General features: G+C 69.8%; 19 protein-coding genes. 9 read left to right on the top strand and 10 right to left on the bottom strand.

Going from position 1 to position 22,450, the window contains the following annotated elements:
- Nucleotides 1-44 precede the first annotated feature (44 nt).
- Nucleotides 45-1,313: an MFS transporter gene (locus SYYSPA8_RS21030; protein ID WP_323448786.1), complete on the top strand. Its 1,269-nt coding sequence runs from the start codon at nucleotides 45-47 to the stop codon at nucleotides 1,311-1,313.
- A 206-nt stretch (nucleotides 1,314-1,519) separates the two neighbouring features.
- On the opposite strand, the gene SYYSPA8_RS21025 is transcribed toward SYYSPA8_RS21030, so the two are convergent.
- Nucleotides 1,520-2,965 carry a CCA tRNA nucleotidyltransferase gene (locus tag SYYSPA8_RS21025; RefSeq protein WP_323448785.1) on the bottom strand — a complete coding sequence of 482 codons (1,446 nt, stop codon included), beginning with the start codon at nucleotides 2,963-2,965 and terminating at the stop codon, nucleotides 1,520-1,522.
- 215 nt (nucleotides 2,966-3,180) lie between these two features.
- Here SYYSPA8_RS21025 and SYYSPA8_RS21020 point away from each other — a divergent pair, with 215 nt between their 5' ends.
- The 7 genes from SYYSPA8_RS21020 to trxA all read left to right on the top strand — a co-directional run bounded on the left by SYYSPA8_RS21020 (nucleotide 3,181) and on the right by trxA (nucleotide 13,060).
- Nucleotides 3,181-5,652 carry a DUF6049 family protein gene (locus tag SYYSPA8_RS21020; protein ID WP_323448784.1) on the top strand — a complete coding sequence of 824 codons (2,472 nt, stop codon included), beginning with the start codon at nucleotides 3,181-3,183 and terminating at the stop codon, nucleotides 5,650-5,652.
- Between the two features lie 45 nt (nucleotides 5,653-5,697).
- Nucleotides 5,698-8,010 (top strand): murein biosynthesis integral membrane protein MurJ, encoded by a 2,313-nt coding sequence (gene murJ / locus SYYSPA8_RS21015; protein WP_323448783.1) that lies wholly within the window; start codon nucleotides 5,698-5,700, stop codon nucleotides 8,008-8,010.
- A 118-nt stretch (nucleotides 8,011-8,128) separates the two neighbouring features.
- Nucleotides 8,129-9,844: a protein kinase family protein gene (locus SYYSPA8_RS21010; protein ID WP_323448782.1), complete on the top strand. Its 1,716-nt coding sequence runs from the start codon at nucleotides 8,129-8,131 to the stop codon at nucleotides 9,842-9,844.
- Nucleotides 9,845-9,868: 24 nt separating this feature from the next.
- Nucleotides 9,869-10,573: an RNA polymerase sigma factor SigM gene (sigM, locus tag SYYSPA8_RS21005; RefSeq protein WP_323448781.1), complete on the top strand. Its 705-nt coding sequence runs from the start codon at nucleotides 9,869-9,871 to the stop codon at nucleotides 10,571-10,573.
- Nucleotides 10,570-11,589, top strand: a complete 1,020-nt coding sequence (locus tag SYYSPA8_RS21000; protein WP_323448780.1) for an anti-sigma factor family protein — start codon at nucleotides 10,570-10,572, stop codon at nucleotides 11,587-11,589. Before sigM ends, SYYSPA8_RS21000 begins: the two co-directional genes overlap by 4 nt.
- 127 nt (nucleotides 11,590-11,716) lie before the next feature.
- Nucleotides 11,717-12,685 (top strand): thioredoxin-disulfide reductase, encoded by a 969-nt coding sequence (gene trxB / locus SYYSPA8_RS20995; protein WP_323448779.1) that lies wholly within the window; start codon nucleotides 11,717-11,719, stop codon nucleotides 12,683-12,685.
- 42 nt (nucleotides 12,686-12,727) lie between these two features.
- Entirely contained in the window at nucleotides 12,728-13,060 is a 333-nt protein-coding gene (trxA, locus tag SYYSPA8_RS20990; RefSeq protein ID WP_323448778.1) for a thioredoxin, read from the top strand.
- A 124-nt stretch (nucleotides 13,061-13,184) separates the two neighbouring features.
- Here trxA and SYYSPA8_RS20985 read toward each other — a convergent pair whose 3' ends face one another.
- From SYYSPA8_RS20985 to rpmH, 9 genes are all read right to left on the bottom strand, one after another.
- Nucleotides 13,185-13,802 (bottom strand): GNAT family N-acetyltransferase, encoded by a 618-nt coding sequence (locus SYYSPA8_RS20985; RefSeq protein ID WP_323448777.1) that lies wholly within the window; start codon nucleotides 13,800-13,802, stop codon nucleotides 13,185-13,187.
- Nucleotides 13,803-13,937: 135 nt separating this feature from the next.
- On the bottom strand, nucleotides 13,938-15,026 hold the full coding sequence (locus SYYSPA8_RS20980) for a ParB/RepB/Spo0J family partition protein (protein WP_323448776.1): 1,089 nt from the start codon (nucleotides 15,024-15,026) through the stop codon (nucleotides 13,938-13,940).
- A complete protein-coding gene (locus tag SYYSPA8_RS20975) occupies nucleotides 15,023-16,099 on the bottom strand; it encodes a ParA family protein (RefSeq protein ID WP_323448775.1) in 1,077 nt (358 codons plus the stop codon). Before SYYSPA8_RS20975 ends, SYYSPA8_RS20980 begins: the two co-directional genes overlap by 4 nt.
- A gap of 287 nt (nucleotides 16,100-16,386) precedes the next feature.
- Nucleotides 16,387-17,106, bottom strand: a complete 720-nt coding sequence (rsmG, locus tag SYYSPA8_RS20970; protein ID WP_323448774.1) for a 16S rRNA (guanine(527)-N(7))-methyltransferase RsmG — start codon at nucleotides 17,104-17,106, stop codon at nucleotides 16,387-16,389.
- A gap of 101 nt (nucleotides 17,107-17,207) precedes the next feature.
- Nucleotides 17,208-17,720, bottom strand: coding sequence for a Jag family protein (locus tag SYYSPA8_RS20965; protein ID WP_323448773.1), 513 nt, complete (start codon nucleotides 17,718-17,720; stop codon nucleotides 17,208-17,210).
- 14 nt (nucleotides 17,721-17,734) lie between these two features.
- Nucleotides 17,735-18,973: a membrane protein insertase YidC gene (gene yidC / locus SYYSPA8_RS20960; RefSeq protein ID WP_323448772.1), complete on the bottom strand. Its 1,239-nt coding sequence runs from the start codon at nucleotides 18,971-18,973 to the stop codon at nucleotides 17,735-17,737.
- Between the two features lie 3 nt (nucleotides 18,974-18,976).
- Nucleotides 18,977-19,336: a membrane protein insertion efficiency factor YidD gene (gene yidD, locus SYYSPA8_RS20955; protein ID WP_323448771.1), complete on the bottom strand. Its 360-nt coding sequence runs from the start codon at nucleotides 19,334-19,336 to the stop codon at nucleotides 18,977-18,979.
- Complete coding sequence (rnpA, locus tag SYYSPA8_RS20950) at nucleotides 19,333-19,704, bottom strand: ribonuclease P protein component (RefSeq protein ID WP_323448770.1); 372 nt, start codon at nucleotides 19,702-19,704, stop codon at nucleotides 19,333-19,335. Before rnpA ends, yidD begins: the two co-directional genes overlap by 4 nt.
- 18 nt (nucleotides 19,705-19,722) lie before the next feature.
- Nucleotides 19,723-19,860, bottom strand: a complete 138-nt coding sequence (gene rpmH, locus SYYSPA8_RS20945) for a 50S ribosomal protein L34 (RefSeq protein ID WP_323448769.1) — start codon at nucleotides 19,858-19,860, stop codon at nucleotides 19,723-19,725.
- A gap of 377 nt (nucleotides 19,861-20,237) precedes the next feature.
- Here rpmH and dnaA point away from each other — a divergent pair, with 377 nt between their 5' ends.
- Nucleotides 20,238-22,034, top strand: a complete 1,797-nt coding sequence (gene dnaA, locus SYYSPA8_RS20940) for a chromosomal replication initiator protein DnaA (RefSeq protein ID WP_323448768.1) — start codon at nucleotides 20,238-20,240, stop codon at nucleotides 22,032-22,034.
- The last annotated feature ends 416 nt before the right edge of the window (nucleotides 22,035-22,450 follow it).

The following is a 22,450-nucleotide window of genomic DNA, read 5'->3' as shown; positions in this document are numbered from 1 at the left end:
GGTCGTCCGCCCGGGGACCCTGTGCGTATGTGACGCTTGACCGCATGCCCGTCGCCAGTGATCTTCGTGCGCTCCTGCGTCTGCCCGGCTTCCGCCGGCTGCTGACGGTCAGGCTGCTCTCCCAACTGGCCGATGGCGTCTTCCAGGTCGCGCTCGCCACCTATGTGGTGTTCTCCCCGGAGAAGCAGACCTCACCGGCCGCCATCGCCTCCGCCATGGCCGTGCTGCTGCTGCCGTACTCCCTGGTCGGCCCCTTCGCCGGAGTGCTCCTGGACCGCTGGCAGCGGCGGCAGGTCCTCCTGTACGGGGGAGTGCTGCGGGCCGTCCTCGCCGCCGTGACCGCCGTACTGATCCTCAGCTCCGTGCCCGACTGGCTCTTCTACGCCTCGGCCCTGATGGTGACGGCCGTCAATCGCTTCGTTCTGGCCGGGCTCTCCGCCGCCCTGCCCCGGGTCGTCGACCAGGAACGGCTGGTCGTCGCGAACTCCCTCTCCCCCACCGCCGGGACACTGGCCGCGACCGCCGGCGGCGGGATCGCCTTCGTGGTGCGGCTGGTCTTCGAGGGCTCCGATGCCGCCGTGGTGCTGGTCGGGTCGGCGCTCTATCTCTGCTCGGCCCTCGCCTCGCTGCGGATGGGGCGCCGGCTGCTCGGGCCCGACCTCGACGGTCCGCGCCCCCGGCTGAGTGCCGCCCTCGCCTCCACGGCACGGGGGCTCTCCGACGGTCTGCGTCACCTGGCGGAGCGACCGGCGGCGGCCCGGGTGCTCACCGCCATGACCCTCATGCGCTTCAACTACGGGGCCCTGACGGTCATGGTCCTGATGCTCTGCCGCTATGCCTGGTACGAGAACGAACAGGACGGGCTGGCGCTGCTGGGGGTGGCTGTCGCCGTCTCCGGGGCCGGTTTCTTCGCCGCCGCCGTGCTGACCCCGTGGGCCATCGCCCGGCGGGGCCGCACCGGCTGGATGGTGATCTGCGCGGCCTCGGCCGCCGTTCTGGAGCCGGCCCTCGGGCTGCCCTTCGCTCCCGTACCGACGCTCGTCGCCGCCTTCGTCCTGGGATTCATCACCCAGGGCTCGAAGATCACCACCGACACCGTCGTCCAGACCTCCGTGGACGATGACTATCGCGGCCGGATCTTCTCCCTCTACGACGTGCTCTTCAATGTCGCCTTCGTGGGTGCCGCCGGGGTGGCGGCCCTGATCCTCCCCGCCGACGGGAAGTCGGTGCCCCTGGTGCTCCTGGTCGCGCTGATCTACGCGGGTATCGCCCTCGTCCTGGCCCGCTGGCGCCGGGCGAGCGGGGTCCGCTGACCGGCGGTGCCGTTCCGCCGGCGCCCTGCCCTGTGTCTGACGCCGGGCGGTGTTTCACGTGAAACATCGCCCGGCCGGGCGGTGCGCTCGCGATGTTTCACGTGAAACACCGCGACCGGAGACCGGAGAGCGAAGAGCCCGAGAACGGCGGCGGCCCGGGTCATGTTTCACGTGAAACATGACCCGGGCCGCCGGCACAGCGCTCGCTACTGGTTCTGCTCGGCCCACCAGCTCGTGAGCGCGGCCACCGCCTGCTCGTGCTCCATGGGGCCGTTCTCCAGCCGAAGCTCCAGCAGATGGGCATAGGCCCGGCCGATCACAGGTCCGGGGCCCACTCCCAGGATCTCCTGGATCTGGTTGCCGTCGAGGTCGGGCCGGATCGCGTCCAGCTCCTCCTGCTCCTGGAGCTGGGCGATCCGCGTCTCCAGGCCGTCATAGGCCCGGGAGAGCGCACCGGCCTTGCGCTTGTTCCGCGTGGTGCAGTCCGAGCGGGTCAGCTTGTGCAGCCGGGACAGCAGCGGCCCGGCGTCCCGGACATAGCGCCGCACCGCCGAGTCGGTCCACTCCCCGGTCCCGTAGCCATGGAAGCGAAGGTGCAGCTCCACCAGCCGGGAGACCTCCTTGACCAGCTCATTGGAGTACTTGAGCGCGGTCATCCGCTTCTTGGTCATCTTGGCGCCCACCACTTCGTGGTGGTGGAAGGAGACCCGGCCGTCGCTCTCGAAGCGCCGGGTCCGCGGCTTCCCGATGTCATGGAGCAGCGCGGCCAGCCGCAGCACGAGGTCCGGCCCGTCCTCCTCCAGGTCGATGGCCTGCTCCAGCACGGTCAGGGAGTGCTCGTAGACGTCCTTGTGGCGGTGGTGCTCGTCGCTCTCCAGCCGCAGGGCGGGCAGCTCGGGCAGCACATGCGCGGCGAGCCCCGACTCCACCAGCAGCGCCAGTCCCGTGCGGGGGTGGGTGGAGAGGAGCAGCTTGTTCAGCTCGTCCCGTACCCGCTCGGCGGAGACGATCTCGATGCGGTCGGCCATGTCCTTCATCGCCGCGACGACCTCGGAGGCCACCTCGAAGTCGAGCTGAGCCGCGAAGCGGGCCGCCCGCATCATCCGCAGGGGGTCGTCGGAGAAGGACTCCTCGGGGGTGCCGGGGGTGCGCAGCACTCGTGCCGCGAGATCCTCCAGCCCCTGGTGGGGGTCGATGAACTCCTTCTCCGGGAGCGCGACGGCCATGGCGTTCACCGTGAAGTCCCGGCGGACGAGGTCCTGCTCGATCGAGTCGCCGTAGGAGACCTCGGGCTTGCGGGAGGTCCGGTCGTACGCCTCGGAGCGGTACGTCGTGACTTCGATCTGGTAGCCGTCCTTCTGGGCGCCGACCGTGCCGAAGGCGATCCCCACGTCCCAGACCGAGTCCGCCCAGGGGCGCATGATCTTCAGGACGGCCTCGGGGCGGGCGTCGGTGGTGAAGTCCAGGTCGTTGCCGAGCCGGCCGAGCAGGGCATCCCGGACCGATCCACCGACGAGGGCGAGGCGGAAGCCTGCTTCCTGGAAACGGCGGGCGAGATCGTCGGCCACCGGCGCCACTCGCAGTAGTTCTGCGACCGCGCGGTGTTGCACCTGGCTCAGGGAGGTGGGGCTGTCTTCATTGGCGTTCGGCACAACAGAACAGGGTACGGCCCCGTGAGCGCCTGTACCGCCCGTCACGCTCCGGCCGCCGGTCGCCCGGGGCCGGAGAGCCGTTGCGATCTTGTGAAGCGGTCCGCGGCACTTCGGTGGGGCGCACCTCGTTACCATGCGTGGACGCAACCAGGGTCCATCAGGTCGGCCCTGGCGACTGCACCAACCGCAACAGACGACGAGGGACGGACGTGCGCGTGGCCGAGCCGGCAGTCTTCCAGGGGGTTTCCTCCCCTTCTCCGGCCCGCCGGTGGCTGCGCCGTACCGCTGCGGTGCTCGCGGGTGTCCCGCTCGTGGCGGGGCTGCTGGGCGGGGTCGCCGTCGCGCCGGCCCAGGCGGCCCCCGAGGCCCGCGCCGGCGCGGGCCCGGTGGATGTGTCCCTCACCACACTCGCGCCGGCCGCTCCGGTGGAGGGGCAGACGCTCACGATCACCGGCACGGTGGTCAACCGGGGCAAGCAGGCCGTCAGCGATGCCGAGGTGGCCCTGCGGGTGGGTCCTGCGCTGTACGGCAGGACCGGGATCGACGAGGCCGACCGGCGGACCGATTTCCATCCGTCCTTCGACGGCCTCCCCCTTGACGACTCGTTCTCCGTCGAGCTGCCGAAGCTGGCCCCGGGGGTGAGCCGGGACTTCTCGCTGCGGGTCCCGGTCGACGAGCTGAACCTGACCAGCCATGGCGTCTACCAGCTCGGGGTGACCCTCTCCGGACGGACCGCCCGGACCTCCTTCGACCAGGTGCTCGGGATCGAGCGGACCTTCCTGCCCTGGCAGCCGGAGGCGCTGGAGAAGGAGAAGAAGACCCGTATCACCTATCTCTGGCCGCTGGTCTCGTCGTCCCATCTGACGTCGCAGACGAGCCCGGGGGACCAGCAGACCCCGGTCTTCGCGGACGAGTCGCTGGCGCGGGAGATCGCGCCGGACGGCAGGCTGGGCCAGATGGTCTCTCTCGGCCGTGAGCTGCCGGTCACCTGGGTGATCGACCCCGATCTGCTGTCCAGTGTGGCCGCCATGACCGAGGGCTACCGAGTCCGCGACGAAGACGGCGAGGGCACGGTCGCGGGCAAGAACCAGCTCGTCGCCAAGGCGTGGCTGAGCGATCTCCAGAAGGCGGTCGAGGGCGGCAAGGTCGTCGCCCTGCCGTTCGCCGATCCGGATCTCGCCTCCCTGGCCCACCAGGGCAAGAACGTCTCCGGCTCGCTCAAGCAGCTCCAGCAGGCCACGAGTGTCGCGTCGGCCACGGTGGAGACCATCCTGCATGTCGAGCCGTCGACCGACTTCGCCTGGCCGGTGGAGGGCGCGATCGACCCCTCGATCGTGGCGGTGGCCACCTCAGCGGGGGCGGACAAGGTCATCACCCGCAGCGACAGCCTCCAGGACAATCTGAACTACACGACGAGCGCGGCGCGGCCGATCGGCGGCGGCACCACCGCCGTGGTCAGCGACTCCCGGCTCTCCAAGGCGTTCCAGGGCGACATGCTGAGCACCGGCACCTCGACCCTGGCCGTGCAGGAGTTCCTGGCGCAGACGCTGGCGGTGACACTCCAGAACACCGACAGGCAGCGGAGCCTGGTCGTCGCTCCCCAGCGGATGCCGACGGCCTCCCAGGCCCAGTCCATGGCGAGCGCGCTCGTGGCTCTGGGGGCGCAGCGGTGGACGGAGCCGTCGAACCTGGTCGCGGCCGCGGCCGCCAAGCCGGACCCCAGCGCCAACACCCGGGTGCCGTCCGCCGGGCGCTACCCGGATCGGCTGCGCAAGCAGGAGCTGCCGGTCCAGGCGTTCCAGGACATCAGGGAGACCCAGGACGCCCTGAACAAGTTCTCCGTGATCCTGACCCAGAAGGACCGGGTGGAGACGCCCTTCGGCCGGGCCATCGACCGGGAGCTGTCCACGTCCTGGCGCGGCCGGCCGGTCCGGGCGGAGGAGTACCGCACGGGAGTGCGGGAGAACCTCTCGGTCCTCACCGAACAGGTGCGGCTGATCAAGAAGTCGGCGATCACGCTCTCGGGGCGGAGCGCGACCATCCCGATCACCGTGCAGAACCGGCTGATGCAGGATGTGGACGGCCTGGTCCTGCGGCTCAGCTCCGACAACGCGGGCCGGCTCAGCCTCGACGGCGACGAGGGGGTCGCGGGCCGCCCGATCGAGATCCAGGCCGGGCACAGCCAGTCCGTGAAGTTCGACGCCAAGGCGAACGCCAATGGCCAGGTGCGGATGCGGGCCCAGCTGATGACCGCGGACAACAAGCCGTACGGTCCGGAGATGCAGTTCACGGTGAAGGTCTCCGAGATCACTCCCACCGTGATGCTCGTCATCGCGGGCGGCGTGCTGCTGCTCGTCCTCGCCGGGGTCAGGATGTACACCCAGCGCAAGCGGGCGGCGGCGCAGGAGCAGGCAGCCGGGCCGGAGAACGGTGCTGAGCACGCCGAGAGCGCGGAGCGGGCCGGGGACACGGCGTCGGCGGAGGAGTCCGGGCAGGACGGCGGCGGCGGGGCCGCCTCGGCGACCGCAGGGGATCGCGACGATTCCGCGGACGGCTCCCCGGACGGGAAGCCGCGCCCCTCGGGCGGCGTCAACGGCACCGATCCCGGGCAGCCGAGTGACCCGACGCCTGACACCGGTCCGGAAAACGGCACGCCGTCGGGCACGGGTGAGAAAGTGGACCGTTGAGCAATGTCGTGGCCGGCCGGCCCGGGACGATGAGGTGGGGTAGTAATGAACGCGCCGTACGACGGTGATCGCGGCCAGGACCCGGCAGGCCAGGTCCCGCCGCAGCCCGCCCCCGACCCCTCCGCACAGGATCCCTACGCCCACGGGCCGTACCCCCAGGATCCCCACGGACCGTATCCCCCGGACCCCCAGGGGCCCTACCCGCACGATCCGTACGCCCAGGAGAACCACCCCCAGGGCGCGTACCCGCCCCAGGACGCCTACCCGGCGTACCCCCAGGACCCGTATGTGCACGACGCCTACGCGCAGGACCCGTACCGGGCCCAGGACCTCTCCGCGCAGGATCCGGTGACCGAGGCGCTGTACGACCGGGCGTCGCACCCGCCGCCCCCGCCGGGCACCTACCAGGAGCCGCAGCCGCTCTACCAGCAGCCGCAGCCGCCGCAGTACGCCCCCGACCCCCGGGTCTGGGCCCAGACCCCGCCGCCCGAGCCGGCCGGTCCCTCCCGTCATCTGCCGTACGGCGACGACGCCAGGACCACCCAGTACACGGGCGTCGACGACCTCGTCACCCAGGCCGGTGAGCGGCGGCCGGAGCCCGACGCGTTCGCGCATCTCTTCCGGGACCAGCAGGTCACGGCGCAGACCGTCCCCGCACCCACCATCGCCCCGGAACCCCCCGCCGCTCCCCCGGCGCCTCCGGCGCCCAAGAGCTCCGGCGGCGGCCGGGCCTCCGGGCTGCTGAAGTCCAGCGCCGTGATGGCGGCGGGCACGATCGTCTCCCGGATCACCGGCTTCCTGCGGACCCTGGTGATGGCCTCCGCCATCGGCGTCAGCGTCCTCAACGACTCGTACCAGATCGCCAATGTGCTGCCGACGATGATCTATGTCCTCGTCGGCGGCGGCGCGCTCAACGCGGTCTTCATCCCCCAGCTCGTCCGGGCCATGAAGAACGACGACGACGGCGGCGAGGCGTACGCCAACCGGCTGCTGACCCTCGTCGTGGTCCTCCTCGCCGGGGTCACCACCGTCTGTGTGCTCGCGGCCCCGCTGCTCATCCGGATGCTGTCCGACCCCATCGCCTCCGACCCGGTGCGCATGGAGGTCGCGGTCACCTTCGCCCAGTTCTGCATCCCCACGATGTTCTTCATGGGTGTGCACGTCGTGCTGGGGCAGATCCTCAACGCCCGTGGCCGCTTCGGCGCGATGATGTGGACCCCGGTCCTCAACAACATCGTCATCATCGTGACGTTCACCGCGTTCATCTGGGCGTTCGGCGGCTTCACCGACACCGGCGTCACCGAGGCCACGATCACCCCCGAGGGCGTGCGGCTGCTGGGCATCGGCACCCTGCTCGGGCTCGCCGTCCAGTCGCTGGCGATGATCCCCTACCTGCGGGACGCGGGCTTCAAGATCCGGCTGCGGTTCGACTGGAAGGGCCAGGGCCTCGGCAAGGCGATGGGGCTGGCCAAGTGGACCTTCCTCTTCGTCCTCGCCAACCAGCTCGGCATGGTCGTCGTCACCCAGCTCGCGACCTGGGCCGGCTCCGAGGCCGCCAAGGACGGCGTCGAGGGCGCCGGCATCACCGCGTACAACTACGCACTGCTCCTGTGGCAGATGCCGCAGGCCATCATCACCGTCTCCGTCATGACGGCCGTCCTGCCCAGGATCTCCCGGGCCGCGCACGACGGCGACGAGTCCGCGGTCCGCGACGACATCTCCTACGGGCTGCGGACCTCGGCCGTCGCCATCGTGCCCTGCGCCTTCGCCTTCCTCGCCCTGGGCCTGCCGATGGCGACCCTCCTCTACGCGGGATCGGGCGACGGCGCCAGGGGCATCGGATTCACTCTGATGGCCTTCGGCCTCGGACTGATTCCGTACTCCGTCCAGTACGTCGTCCTGCGTGGTTTCTACGCCTACGAGGACACCCGGACGCCGTTCTACAACACCGTGATCGTCGCCGTGGTCAACGCGGTCGCGTCCACCGTCTGCTTCCTGCTGCTCCCTGCCCGCTGGGCGGTCGTGGGCATGGCCGCCGCGTACGGCCTCGCCTACATGGTCGGGGTCGGGATCGCCTGGCGCAGGCTGAAGCGACGCCTCGGCGGCAATCTGGACGGCGCCCAGATCATGCGCACCTACGCCCGGCTCTGCATCGCCGCGGTGCCGGCCGCCGCCCTCGGCGGTGCGACCGCCTGGTACGTCCTCAAGATCCTCGGCAGCGGTGCCCTCGGTTCGCTCGCCGCGCTCGTGGCCGGCGGGATCGTGCTGCTGGCCGTCTTCTTCGTCGCCGCGAAGCGGATGCGGATCGCGGAGCTGAACTCCATGGTCGGCATGGTGCGCGGGCGTCTCGGCCGCTGATCGGCGGCGCGTCCGCGCAACCATCGTCCGATGTCATGTGTCGTGCATAGCAGCGGACTGTGGGCACAATTGGCTTGGCTGTTGGTGATGCGCAACGGATGGGGAGGCAGGAACGACGGTGGCGGAACGTAGCACGGCCGCCGTCGACGTGGCCGACAACAGCGGAAAGGAACCGCTGACCGCGCAGGCGGGCAAGGCCACGGCCGACGGGGCGGACGATCGATCCCAGGAAACGGCGGAGAAGGACGCGCCGAACACGGGCGGTGAGCGGTCCGGCGCCGAGCCCGCCATCGCCACGCCCGAGCTGCACAGCGGCCACAAGCTGGCCAGGCGGTACCGGCTTGAGGAGTGCATCACCCGTCTGGACGGTTTCAGCAGCTGGCGTGCGGTGGACGAGAAGCTGCGGCGGGCCGTCGGCGTGCACATCCTCCCCGCCGACCATCCACGGGCCCGCTCGGTCCTCGCGGCGGCCCGCTCCGCCGCCCTCCTCGCCGACCCGCGCTTCGTCCAGGTGCTCGACGCCGTGGAGGAGAACGACCTCGTCTACGTCGTCCATGAGTGGCTGCCGGACGCCGTCGAGCTGACCACCCTGCTCGCCATGGGCCCCCTGGACGCCCACGACGCCTACCAGCTCGTCGACCAGGTCTCCCAGGCCATGGCCGCCTCCCACCGGGAGGGCCTGGCCCACCTCAGGCTCACCCCCGGGGCCGTGCTGCGGACCTCCACCGGCCAGTACCGCATCCGGGGACTCGCGGTGAACGCGGCACTCCGCGGAATCACCACCGAGCGCCCCCAGCGCACCGACACCGAGGCGATCGGGGCGCTGCTGTACGCCGCCCTCACCCAGCGCTGGCCGTACGAGAACGACGCCCATGGCCTCTCCGGGCTGCCCAAGGGCGTCGGTCTGCTCCCGCCGGACCAGGTCAAGGCCGGGATCCACCGAGGGCTCTCGGAACTGGCGATGCGGGCCCTCGTCAACGACGGGGCGACCGCCTCCCGGCAGGAACCGCCCTGCACCACCCCCGACGAGCTGGTGAAGGCCGTGGCCGCGATGCCCCGCATCCGGCCCCCGGAGCCCACCTTCTCCTCACCGCACGAGTACCGGGGCCCCGGCTATCAGCAGGGCGCCTACGGCCGTACCCCGCTGCGCCCCGGGCCGGCGATCAGCCAGCCCGTCCCCATGCCGCCGGCGCCCCTGGAGAGCGGCGCGGGCCGGGCCCTGAAGTGGACCGTCTCGGCCCTCTTGATCGCCGCCCTCGGCATCGGCAGCTGGCAGATCGCCGACGAGCTGCTCGGCCGGGGGAACGGACGCGGCGGCGAGCAGCAGAGTTCCACCACCGAGGACGACAAGAAGAACAAGGCCCGGCCCGATGTCCGCACCGGCAAGCCCCTCACCATCCACTCGGCCGTGGACTTCGACCCCTTCGGCGGAGACCCCACCGAGACCCCGCAGGAGATAGGGAAGAGCCACGACGGCGACCTCGCGACCTACTGGTACTCCGACTGGTACGCCAGCTCGGACTTCGGCCGGCTGAAGAGCGGGCTCGGCATCATGCTGGACCTCGGCTCGGTCCAGCAGGTCGGCAAGGTCGACGTCTCCTTCCCGGTGGGCTCCACCTCGGTCGAACTGCGCACCGCGGCCGACAGTACCGGCGTACGGCCGACGACGTTCACCGCGTTCAGCAAGGTCGCCGAGGGGGCCGGGATGAATGTGGCGCTCACCCCCCGCGAGCCGGTGCGATCACGGTACGTTCTGGTCTGGCTGACCGACCTTCCACGTGACATCGACGGCAAGTTCCGCGGCAAGGTCTCGGAGATCAAGGTCACCGGCTGACGTCGGCAGGGAGGGGGCACACCGTTGGACGATGTGACGCTCCACGGCGTCAGCGACCAGGAGCTTCTGGCCCGGCATGTGGCGGGGGACAAGGACGCCTTCGGAGAGGTGGTCCGCAGACACCGCGACCGCCTCTGGGCGGTCGCCCTGCGCACGCTCGGGGACCGGGAGGAGGCCGCGGACGCGGTCCAGGACGCCCTGGTCTCGGCTTTCCGGGCCGCCCACACCTTCCGGGGGCAGTCCGCGGTCACCACCTGGCTGCACCGCATCACCGTGAACGCCTGTCTCGACCGGGCACGCAAAGCCGCTTCCCGGCGGACCGCTCCCGTCGAGGACGCGGAACGGCTGGATCAGCTCCTGGAGCCCCATGAGTCCGCGGAGGCCCCCACCGAGCGCCGTGCCCTGCACCATGAACTCCTCACCGCTCTGGCACAGCTTCCCCCCGATCAGCGGGCCGTCCTGGTACTGGTGGACATGCAGGGCTATCCGGTCGCCGAGGCCGCGCAGATCCTCGGCGTCCCGACCGGTACCGTCAAGAGCCGCTGTGCCCGGGGACGGGCACGGCTGCTGCCCCTCCTCACCCATCTGCGCGGTGACGTCGGGGGTAACAGCGAACCGGCCGGGGGAAGGAACCGGACGCCGGGGGATTCCGTCCCACCGGCGACGAGACACAGGGACGCAGGGCCACATGACCCTGCCGCGGCGAAGGGCGGAGGTGGGCGCGCATGACATCGACGGCCGATACGACTCAGCACCCTGATGTCTCCGAGATCTCCGACCTCACGGAAGGTCTGCTGTCCCCGGCACGGGCCGCTGAACTCCGTCAGCACCTGGACGACTGCGAGCTGTGTGCCGACGTCCGGGCCTCCCTGGAGGAGATCCGGGAGCTGCTGGGCACACTCCCCGGCGCCGCCAGGATGCCCGCCGACGTCGCCGGACGCATCGACGCCGCGCTGGCCGCCGAGGCGCTGCTCGCCTCGACCGCCCCGCAGGGGGACAGCGGGCATGTTTCACGTGAAACATCGACCGTTTCACGTGAAACATCGGCCGCCGAAGCCGGGGCGCCGCCGGTCGTTCCCGCACAGGAGCACCGCTCCGCCGCCGGCCCCGCCGACCGGCCTTCCGGACGTCCGGCCGTCCACTCCCGGGGGACGACCGGCCCCGGTCGCGCAGCCCGTACCCGGCGTGGGCGAAAGGCCCTCGGCGCTCTGCTGGCCGTGGCGGCCGCCGGGGTCGGTTTCCTCCTCATCCAGCCGCTCACCTCCTCGGACACCTCTCATCCCGGGGCCACCCGGGCGCACACCCCGGTGGCCGGCGCCGCGGCCCAGGACTTCTCCGGCCCCGAGCTGGCGGAGCGCGTCCGGTCCCTCGCCGCCGGACTGTCGGCAGCGGCACGGTCCGCGGTACCCACGGTGCCCGACAACGGCTTCGGCACCCAGGGGGGCGAACTCGAAAGCCCCAAGGGCGGTGCGCCGGAGGGCTCCCCGTCCGCCGTGGCCGAGCCCCGCCGGCTGCACCAGCCCGGCCCCGTTCCGCCCTGTGTCCAGCGGGCCACGGCACGCGGCGACTCCCCGCTGGGGGTCGAGGCCGGCTCCTATCGCGGAGAGAGCGCCTTTCTCCTGGTCTTCCCCCATCGCACGGACAGCGCACAGCTCCAGGCGTATGTGATCTCCACGGACTGCACCACCAAGGACCCCACGTCCACCGGGAAGGTGCTGTTCCACTCCTCGTACCCCCGCGACTGACGCTCTCCTGCGCTGCGCCGCCGTTCTTCCGGGAATGCCAGCCCCTTAGGATCCGTTGGGTGGGGTGAGAGTCATTGACCCGGCCCAGTCGACAGCAGCGCAGTCTTCAGAGACGAGGAACCCATCCGTGAGCGACGTCCGTAACGTGATCATCATCGGCTCCGGTCCGGCCGGCTACACGGCGGCGCTCTACACCGCGCGCGCCTCGTTGCAGCCGCTGGTGTTCGAGGGGGCCGTCACCGCCGGTGGCGCCCTGATGAACACCACCGATGTGGAGAACTTCCCCGGCTTCCGTGACGGCATCATGGGACCGGACCTGATGGACAACATGCGCGCCCAGGCCGAGCGCTTCGGCGCCGAACTGATCCCGGACGACGTGGTCTCGGTCGACCTCACCGGTGAGATCAAGACCGTCACGGACACTGCGGGCACGGTGCACCGGGCCAAGGCCGTCATCGTCACGACCGGTTCCCAGCACCGCAAGCTGGGGCTGCCCAACGAGGACGCGCTCTCCGGCCGGGGAGTCTCCTGGTGCGCCACCTGCGATGGCTTCTTCTTCAAGGACCAGGACATCGCGGTCATCGGCGGCGGTGACACCGCGATGGAGGAGGCGACCTTCCTCTCCCGGTTCGCCAAGTCCGTCACCATCGTCCACCGCCGGGACGCGCTGCGCGCCTCGAAGGCCATGCAGGACCGGGCCTTCGCCGACCCGAAGATCTCCTTCGCCTGGGACAGCGAGGTCGCCGAGATCCACGGTGACCAGAAGCTCACCGGTCTGACCCTGCGCAACACCAAGACCGGCGAGACGTCGGAGCTGGCCGTCACCGGTCTCTTCATCGCCGTCGGCCACGACCCGCGGACCGAGCTGTTCAAGGGGCAGCTCGACCTGGACGACGAGGGCTACCTCAAGGTCCAGGCGCCGTCCACCCGTACCAACCTGTCGGGCGTCTTTGCCGCAGGTGACGTGGTCGACCACACCTACCGGCAGGCCATTACCGCCGCCGGTACCGGCTGCTCCTCCGCTCTCGACGCCGAGCGCTTCCTCGCGGCCCTCGCCGACAGCGAGCAGGCGGCCCAGCCGGCTCCCGCGGTCTGATCCCCTCACCCCCCACCACCCCACAGAGTCAAGGAGGCCGCCATGGCCGGCACACTGAAGGCCGTCACCGAGTCCAGCTTCGAGAACGACGTCCTCAAGAACGACAAGCCCGTCCTGGTGGACTTCTGGGCCGAGTGGTGCGGCCCGTGCCGCCAGATCGCGCCGTCGCTGGAGGCCATCGCAGCCGAGCACGGCGAGAAGATCGAGATCGTCAAGCTGAACATCGACGAGAACCCCGGGATCGCCGCGAAGTACGGCGTCATGTCGATCCCGACGCTGAACGTCTACCAGAACGGCGAGGTCGTCCAGACGATCGTCGGCGCCAAGCCGAAGGCCGCGCTCCTGCGTGACCTGGACCCGTTCATCAACGGCTGATCGACAGCGGCGGCCGTTCGCGGCCATCGATGTTTCACGTGAAACATTGAGGGGCCCATCCCGTCCGGGGTGGGCCCCTCACCCGTATCGGCGGTCCATCTCACGGCCCGGCACGGCCGCCGCTTCACAGCGGTCTCAGTGCCGGTTCCTTCTGAACGGCCCCCAGCAGTCGGTCAAGAGCCATCTCGACATCCTCCTTCCAGGAGAACGTCGTCCTCAACTCCAGCCGCAGCCGTGGCGAGGTGGGATGCGGCCGTACGGTCTTGAACCCCACGGCCAGCAGATGATCCGCCGGCAGTATGCAGGCCGGCTCCTTCCAGCGGGCATCCCCGAACGCCTCGATCGCCCGGACCCCCCGGCGCAGCAGATCCTTGGCGACGGTCTGCACCATCACCCGGCCCAGCCCCTGCCCCTGATACGCGGGGTTGATCCACGCGGTCATCAACTGGACGGCGTCCGCTGAGACCGGGCTCGTCGGAAAGGCCAGGGAACGCGGGACATAGGCCGGAGGAGCGTAGAGCACAAAGCCCACCGGTACATCGTCGACACGGACCAGCCGTCCGCAGGAGCCCCACTCCAGCAGAACCGCCGAGATCCATGCCTCCTTCTCGGACTCCGACCGTCCCGCCGTGGTGGCCGCGCTGCCGCTGACCGGATCAAGCTCCCAGAAGACACAGGCCCGGCAGCGCCGGGGCAGCTCGGAGAGATTGTCCAGCGTGAGCGGTACGAGCCGACGCCCCATGAAGGCTGTTCCTCGCTTCCTTCCCGGGCCACGAGCCGTCCACGATCGTATCCATCCCCTCAGGGAGCGGACAGCGCCAACAAGCAAAGGGGCGGGCCGTGTTCTCCACGACCCGCCCCTTCGACCGAACTCGGATCAGTCCTCGTCGTCCGCGTCGGCGTCCGGGCGGACCCCCTGGTCCAGCACCCGGCCTTCGCCCGGGGCGAGGGTGCTCAGAATCCGCTCCAGATCGTCCATCGAGGCGAACTCCACGACGATCTTCCCCTTCTTCTGCCCCAGGTCGACCTTCACCCGGGTCTCGAAACGGTCCGAGAGCCGTGCGGCCAGATCGGAGAGCGCGGGGGAGAGACGGGTGCCGGCCCGAGGCCCCTTGGGCTTGGCCGTGCTCGTGGGGTGGGAGTTGAGCAGCGTCACGATCTCCTCGACCGCGCGCACCGACAGCCCCTCGGCCACGATGCGATGCGCCAGCCGGTCCTGGTCCTCGGAGTCCTCGACGGAGAGCAGAGCCCGCGCATGCCCGGCCGACAGCACCCCCGCGGCGACCCGGCGCTGCACCGAGGGGGACAGCCGCAGCAGGCGCAGGGTGTTGGAGACCTGCGGACGGGAGCGGCCGATCCGGTCGGCCAGCTGGTCATGGGTGCAGTTGAAGTCCTTGAGCAGCTGGTCATAGGCGGCCGCCTCTTCCAGCGGGTTCAGCTGCGCCCGGTGGAGGTTCTCCAGCAGCGCGTCGAGAAGCAGCTTCTCGTCCTCGGTGTGCCGGACGATGGCGGGGATGTGCTCCAGGCCGGCATCACGGCACGCCCGCCAGCGCCGCTCGCCCATGATCAGCTCATAGCGCTCGGGACCGAGCTGGCGTACCACCACGGGCTGGAGCAGACCGACCTCCTTGATGGAGGTGACCAGCTCGGCCAGGGCGTCCTCGTCGAACACCTCGCGGGGCTGCCGCGGATTGGGGGTGATCGTGTCCAGCGGAAGCTCGGCGAAGTGCGCCCCGGCAGGCTCCCGGTACTCCGGCTCCGTGGCCGGGGCGGGCACCACGACCACGGGTGCCGCTACCGGTGCCAGGGTCGTCACCTTGGCGGCGGCCACCCCACGGTTGTCCCCCGCCACCGGAAGCACCCCTGGCGAGCCGACGGCCCCGCCGGGCGCCACCTGCTTCTCCTGGGGAGCGGCAGGGATCAAGGCACCGAGCCCACGCCCCAATCCCCTACGTCGCTCACTCACTGGATCCCCTCCGAGATGTTCCGCTGGCTGTTCTGGGCGCCCACATGGGCATGCTGCGGGTCGTACTGAACTCCCACGCCCCGCAGGGCGATTTCACGTGCCGCCTCAAGATACGACAGGGCCCCGCTGGACCCCGGATCGTAGGTCAGCACCGTCTGTCCATAGCTCGGAGCCTCCGAGATACGGACCGACCGGGGGATGCTCGTCCGCAGCACCTCCTCACCGAAGTGGCTGCGGACCTCGTCGGCCACCTGGGAGGCGAGCCGGGTCCGGCCGTCGTACATGGTCAGAAGAATGGTGGAGACATGCAGCGCGGGGTTGAGATGGCCGCGCACCAGGTCCACGTTTCTCAGCAGCTGCCCCAGCCCTTCCAGTGCGTAGTACTCGCACTGGATGGGGATCAGCACCTCGGCACCGGCCACCATCGCATTGACGGTCAGCAGCCCGAGCGACGGCGGACAGTCGATCAGGATGTAGTCGAGGGGCTGCTCATAGGCCAGGATGGCCCGCTGAAGCCGGCTCTCCCGCGCCACCAGTGACACCAGCTCGATCTCCGCACCGGCGAGATCGATCGTGGCGGGGGCACAGAAGAGGCCTTCGACGTCGGGCACCGGCTGCACCACGTCGGAGAGCGGCTTGCTCTCCACCAGGACGTCATAGATGGAGGGGACTTCGGCATGGTGGTCGATGCCGAGGGCCGTGGAGGCATTGCCCTGGGGGTCCAGGTCGATCACCAGGACACGGGCACCGTGCAGGGCGAGCGAGGCGGCGAGATTGACCGTGGTCGTGGTCTTGCCCACGCCGCCCTTCTGGTTGGCCACCACCATGACTCGCGTCTGACCGGGGCGAGGCAGAGCCGAACCGGTACGTCCCAGCGCTTCCATGGCGAGCTGGGCGGCTCGGCCGATGGGGGTGTCGTCCATCGGGGGCGGTGTTTCACGTGAAACATCGTCTCCCGGCGACTCAGTACGGGGACCGGGGACCGGATCGGCCATCGGTCCCGCGATGTTGGCGTCGGACCGCAATGGTTCACTCTCCTCGACTTCAGGCTCGCGATGAACAGAGCCTGCCATGCTTTCGGGTTCATGAACCAGCGAGGCCTGTGCTTCTGTGGATGAATCCGGCTCTGTGGAGAACTCCGTAGCCCGCCCGAGGGGCTGCTTACGACTCCGGATCGGGGCGGCAGCGCGCCCGCGGCTGATGATTCCGTGCAGCAGTGAGCGACGTTTCACGTGAAACACGATGCACGGGTCGCGAGGCAAGCCCGGTCCGACACTCCGGTCAAATAGTGCAAAGCGCCCACTGCTGATACTTACGGATAGGCAGCCTTGATCAACGGCTCACCGTCGACGGCCCACCGTCAGCGACGGCGACGGGTGCGGCCGACCCGGGCGGCCCTGGCGCGTTTGGTCGCGAAGCGCACCCCGCCGGGGCTCTCCCCGACCTCGACCCGGACCACCGTGGAGAGCGGGTCGACCAGCCCTTCGCCGACCTGGAGCACCGAGGTCTCCACCACACCGAGCTTGCTCAGCGCCGCCCGCGCACCCTTCAGCTCCTCCTCGGCCGTGTCGCCCTTGAGCGCCAGCATCTCCCCGTAGGGACGGAGCAGCGGAACACCCCAGCCCGCGAGCCGGTCCAGCGGGGCCACCGCGCGGGCCGTCACCACATGGACCGGCTGGAGCGTCCCGAGCACTTCCTCGGCCCGGCCGCGCACCACGGTCACATGGTCGAGTCCCAGCAGCTCGACGACCTCCTGGAGGAAGTTCGTCCGGCGCAGCAGCGGCTCCAGCAGCGTGATCTTGAGGTCGGGTCGCACCAGCGCCAGGGGGATGCCCGGCAGGCCGGCGCCCGAGCCCACGTCACAGACCGTGACACCCTCCGGGACCACTTCGGAGAGCACGGCGCAGTTCAGCAGATGGCGCTCCCAGAGCCGGGGCACCTCCCGTGGGCCGATGAGACCGCGCTTCACCCCGGCGTCGGCGAGCAGCTCCGCGTAGCGCACAGCCTCCGGGAAGTACTCTCCGAAGACCTTCCGCGCAACGTCGGGCGCCGGGGGAAGCTCCTGTGCTGCCTCTGTCACGGGGACCGTCCTTCCATACCGCACTGTCGCAATGGTGAACTCAGGCTGACAAAGATCGGCCCCGCCTGCTCAACAGACGGGGCCGAGGAAACGCTGATGGATCAGGCGGGGAGGACGACGACGAAGCGCTGCGGCTCCTCGCCCTCGGACTCGCTGCGCAGACCCGCGGCGGCGACCGCGTCGTGGACGACCTTCCGCTCGAAGGGCGTCATGGGGTTCAGCTTCACCGGCTCGCCGCTGCTCTTCACCTCGTCGGCCGCCTGCGCGCCGAGCTGGGCCAGCTCGGTCCGCTTCCTGGCCCGGAAGCCCGCGATGTCCAGCATCAGACGGCTGCGGTCACCGGTCTCCCGGTGCACGGCGAGCCGGGTCAGCTCCTGGAGAGCCTCCAGGACCTCCCCGTCACGGCCGACCAGCTTCTGGAGATCACGGCTGGCGGTGTCACTGACGATCGATACAGCGGCCCGGTCGGCCTCGACGTCCATGTCGATGTCGCCGTCGAGATCGGCGATGTCGAGCAGACCTTCGAGGTAGTCGGCTGCGATCTCCCCCTCCTGCTCAAGGCGGGTGAGGGTGTCGCCTTCCTCGGCGGCGGCGGGGATGGTGCCTTCCGTCACGGATGGACTCCTTCTTACTTCTTGGACGACGGGTGCTTGGGTCGCTGCTGGCCCTTGCGCTGTCCTGCCTTGGGCTGCTGACGGCGGGCGGGCTTGCCGGGAGTCTTCGGCTGGGTGTCCTGCTCCTCGCTCTTCTCCAGCGAGAGCTTGTCGGAGTCGTCGCCGGCCTTGGTGCCGGTGTGGGCACGCTGGGACTTGCTCTGCCGCTTGGGCTGCTGGCGGCGGGCGGCGGACCCACCGGTGGCGGCCTCGTCGGCGGTCTCCTCGCTGCGGATCACCGAGCCGTCGGCCTGGGCGGCGTAGCCGGCCTTGGACAGAGCGCCGATGAACTTGCGCTCGTTGTCATTGCGGTTCGGACCCTTGGCGACGATGCCCTGGACCACCTTGCGCTTGCGCCGCGAGCGCACCTCGCCCTTGTGGGAGACGGCCTTCAGCAGACGGGTCAGGAACTCGTCCTGCGCCTTGCTGCCCGGGGTCGGGTTCTGGTTGATCACGTACATCTGCTGGCCCATGGTCCACACGTTGGTGGTCAGCCAGTAGACGAGAACGCCGACGGGGAAGTTGATGCCCATCACGGCGAAGATGATCGGGAAGATGTACATCAGCATCTTCTGCTGCTGCATGTACGGGGTCTTCACGGAGAGGTCGACGTTCTTCTGCATCAGCTGGCGCTGCGTGTAGAACTGCGACGCCGACATCATGATGATCATGATCGCGGTGACGATGCGGACCGAGCCCAGCGAGGCGTCCAGCGAGGCGACCTTCTCCGGGCTGTCCATGAACTTGGCGGCCAGCGGGGCGCCGAAGATATGGGCCTGACGAGCGCTTTCGAGCAGCGACTCGTTGATCACGCCGACGGTCTTGCCGGAGGCGATGTTGGAGAGGACGTAGTACAGGGCGAAGAAGAACGGCGACTGGGCCAGAATCGGCAGGCACGAGGAGAGCGGGTTGGTACCCGTCTCCTTGTACAGCTTCATCATCTCTTCGGACTGACGCTGCCGGTCGTTCTTGTAGCGCTCCTGGATCGCCTTCATCTTCGGCTGGAGCGCCTGCATGTTCCGCATCGACTTGATCTGCTTCACGAAGAGCGGGATCAGACAGATACGGATGAGAACCACGAGGGAAACGATCGACAGTCCCCAGGCCCAGCCCGTGTCGGGGCCGAACATGGCCCCGTAGAGCTTGTGGAACTGGACAATGATCCACGAAACCGGTGTGGTGATAAAGCTGAAGAGACTGGCAATCGTGTCCACTAATCAGGCTCCTTGAGCATTGGGCGAGGTCTCTGCGGCCGGACTCGGGAGCCGGTCGGCCGACTCCCGGTGAGGCGTGTCGGCGGCGGAGGTCCCGCCCTTGTCACCCCGGAGGGCATCACGCAGCAGTTGGTGCCAGCGCGGGCGCTTGCGGGGGGGCACATGGTCCACACCGCCGGGCGACCACGGATTGCACCGCAGGATCCGCCAGCCGGTGAGCGCCGTGCCCTTGATCGCGCCGTGCCGGTCGATGGCCGTGTATCCGTAGTGGGAACACGACGGGTAGTACCTGCAGACGGGCCCCAGCAGGGGACTGATCGTCCACTGGTACAGCTTGATCAGAGCCAGCAGCGGGTACTTCATCGCACGCCCCCTCCCAGCAGCCGCTGGAAGGCGGCATCCAGGTCTCGGGCCAGCTGTTCATGATCGGCGTCACCCGCACCGGGCAGCGCCCGTACGACCACCAGGCTACCGGGGGGCAGCTCGGCGAGCCGGTCACGTATGAGATGCCTCAGCCTGCGCTTGACCTGGTTGCGGACGACCGCTCCGCCCACTGCCTTGCTCACGACGAAACCCGCACACGTCGGGGGAGCGCTCTCCCCAGGCGCGTGCGGGTCCGGTGAACCGCTTCGTAGGTGGACGACCAGGAGCGGGCGGCCAGCCCGCCTGCCTCGTCGTACCGCGGCCGCGAAGTCCTCGCGCCGCCTCAGCCGATTCTCGGTAGGCAGCACGTCATGACCTGTTCGCGATCAGGCGGACAGGCGGGCGCGACCCTTTTCGCGGCGAGACGCGAGGATCGCGCGGCCGGCGCGGGTACGCATACGCAGACGGAAACCGTGGGTCTTGGCCCGACGACGGTTGTTCGGCTGGAAGGTGCGCTTGCTCACTCGGGGGCTCCAGAAATGACTCGTAGATGGCGGGACATCGCCTGGCTGTCACCGTGCGCCCACGAGAAGCTCGCGTTCACGCTGGGGTGCACCGCTTCATAATCACAGAGCGTGATCTTTGCCCATCGGAGGCAGGCGGCAGCAGCCATCGACAACTCGACCTGGTTACGGTACGCGCGGCTACGCCATCCGGTCAAACCAGGGCGACGGCGGGGGCCACTGTGCACAGGCTGTGGACAACAACTTGAACCGCGCGGGTCGGCCTGACTACCGTGGCTCGACCCAGGAACTTTTCCCTTCTGTCCTTCCTGTCTCACTCCCGCCCATCCCCGTCCCGAGAACCACACCTTCGTGGGACCTTCGAGAGAGCGTGCCCCGTGGCTGACGTACCTGCCGATCTTGCCGCAGTGTGGCCGCGCGTACTGGAGCACCTCCTCGCCGAGGGCCGGCAGGGGATCGAGCCCAAGGACAAGCAGTGGATCGAGCGCTGCCGTCCGCTCGCGCTGGTCGCGGGCACGGCGCTGCTCTCCGTACCCAACGAGTGGGGCAAGCGGGTCCTCGAAGGCCGGCTCGCGCCGCTGATCAGCGAGACGCTGAGCCGGGAGTGCGGCGGTCCGATCCGGATCGCGATCACCGTGGACGACTCCGCCGGTGACGCTCCGGATCAGCAGGAGGGCGCCCCGCAGCAGCCGTCCGGCTATCCGGGCCCCCAGCACGACGAGCCCCAGGGCTACCCCCGCGAGGACCCGTACGGCGGGTACGGCCACCGGGGGCCCGACGACGGGCTTCCGGAGATCCGGCCCGTCTACCCCGAGTACCAGCAGCGGCCGGAGCCCGGCGCGTGGCCGCGGACGCAGGAGGACCTGTCCTGGCAGCAGCCCCGGCTCGGCGGCTTCCCCGAGCGGGACTCCTACCAGGACCGGGACACGTTCCACAGCCGCGATCCGTACGCGACGGCACGGCCCGACCGCTCGACGCACGACTACCGCTCCCCGCAGCAGCCGGAGCGCCCGGGGTACGAGTCCCGGCCGGACCGCCGGGAGTTGCCCGACTCCGGCGGGCCGTCCCGGGGCGGGACCGGCGGCGGCTCCGGACCGCTCGGTTCCTCCTCCGCGCCGGCCGCGGGCGGCCCCGGTGAGCCGCACGCCCGGCTCAACCCGAAGTACCTCTTCGACACCTTTGTGATCGGCGCGTCCAACCGGTTCGCGCACGCGGCGGCCGTCGCGGTCGCGGAGGCCCCGGCGAAGGCGTACAACCCGCTGTTCATCTACGGCGAGTCCGGCCTCGGCAAGACCCATCTGCTCCATGCCATCGGGCACTACGCGCGCAGCCTCTACCCGGGGACGCGGGTGCGGTACGTCAGCTCGGAGGAGTTCACCAACGAGTTCATCAACTCGATCCGGGACGGCAAGGGCGACGCCTTCCGCAAGCGGTACCGCGATGTGGACATCCTGCTCGTCGACGACATCCAGTTCCTGGCGAGCAAGGAGTCGACGCAGGAGGAGTTCTTCCACACCTTCAACACCCTCCACAACGCCAACAAGCAGATCGTGCTCTCCTCGGACCGGCCGCCGAAGCAGCTGATGACGCTGGAGGACCGGCTCCGCAACCGCTTCGAGTGGGGGCTGACCACCGATGTGCAGCCGCCGGAGCTGGAGACCCGGATCGCGATCCTGCGCAAGAAGGCGGTCCAGGAGCAGCTGAACGCGCCTCCGGAGGTGCTGGAGTTCATCGCCTCCCGGATCTCGCGCAACATCCGTGAGCTGGAGGGCGCGCTGATCCGTGTGACGGCGTTCGCCTCGCTCAACCGGCAGCCGGTGGACCTCGGGCTGACCGAGATCGTGCTGAAGGATCTGATCCCGGGCGGCGAGGACACCGCCCCCGAGATCACCGCGGGCGCGATCATGGCGGCGACGGCCGACTACTTCGGTCTGACGGTGGAGGACCTGTGCGGATCCTCGCGCAGCCGGGTGCTGGTGACGGCGCGGCAGATCGCGATGTACCTCTGCCGCGAGCTGACCGATCTGTCGCTGCCGAAGATCGGCGCCCAGTTCGGCGGCCGTGACCATACGACGGTGATGCACGCGGACCGGAAGATCCGCGCGCTGATGGCGGAGCGGCGGTCGATCTACAACCAGGTCACCGAGCTGACCAACCGCATCAAGAACGGCTGACACCCGCCGCACTGCGGCGCGGTGGGGCGCCCCGGGAGCCTTCCCGGGGCGCTTTTTCGTGCCCGGGGAGGCGCCGGCGTGTGGGTCCGGAGGGGGCTCAGAGGGGATTCAGGAGCGGGTCCGGAGGGAGTCCGGAGCGGGTCCGAAGGCGGCTTCGGAGGGGCTTCGGAAGGGCTTCGGGACCGTTTCCGGGGGTCCCCGGGGACGCGTCCGGCGTGTCCCGCCGCCTGGGCGATGTTCGATTAGGGAGGTGTGTCACCGTGTTCTCCACAGGCCGGGCGGAAATCCACTGTCCACAGGCTGGGGACCAAAAAGTTGTCCAGACGCTGTCCACAGCTGGGCCCGGGGAAAGATCATCCCACCAGGTCAGGTGGCTGTGGAATTGTGGTAAATCGTCATCCACAGCCTGTGGACAG

It is taken from the genome of Streptomyces yaizuensis (assembly GCF_034961445.1).
GTDB lineage: Bacteria > Actinomycetota > Actinomycetes > Streptomycetales > Streptomycetaceae > Streptomyces > Streptomyces yaizuensis.
The sequence above is the reverse complement of the archived record's forward strand: the minus strand, read 5'-3'. Positions and strand labels throughout refer to the sequence as shown.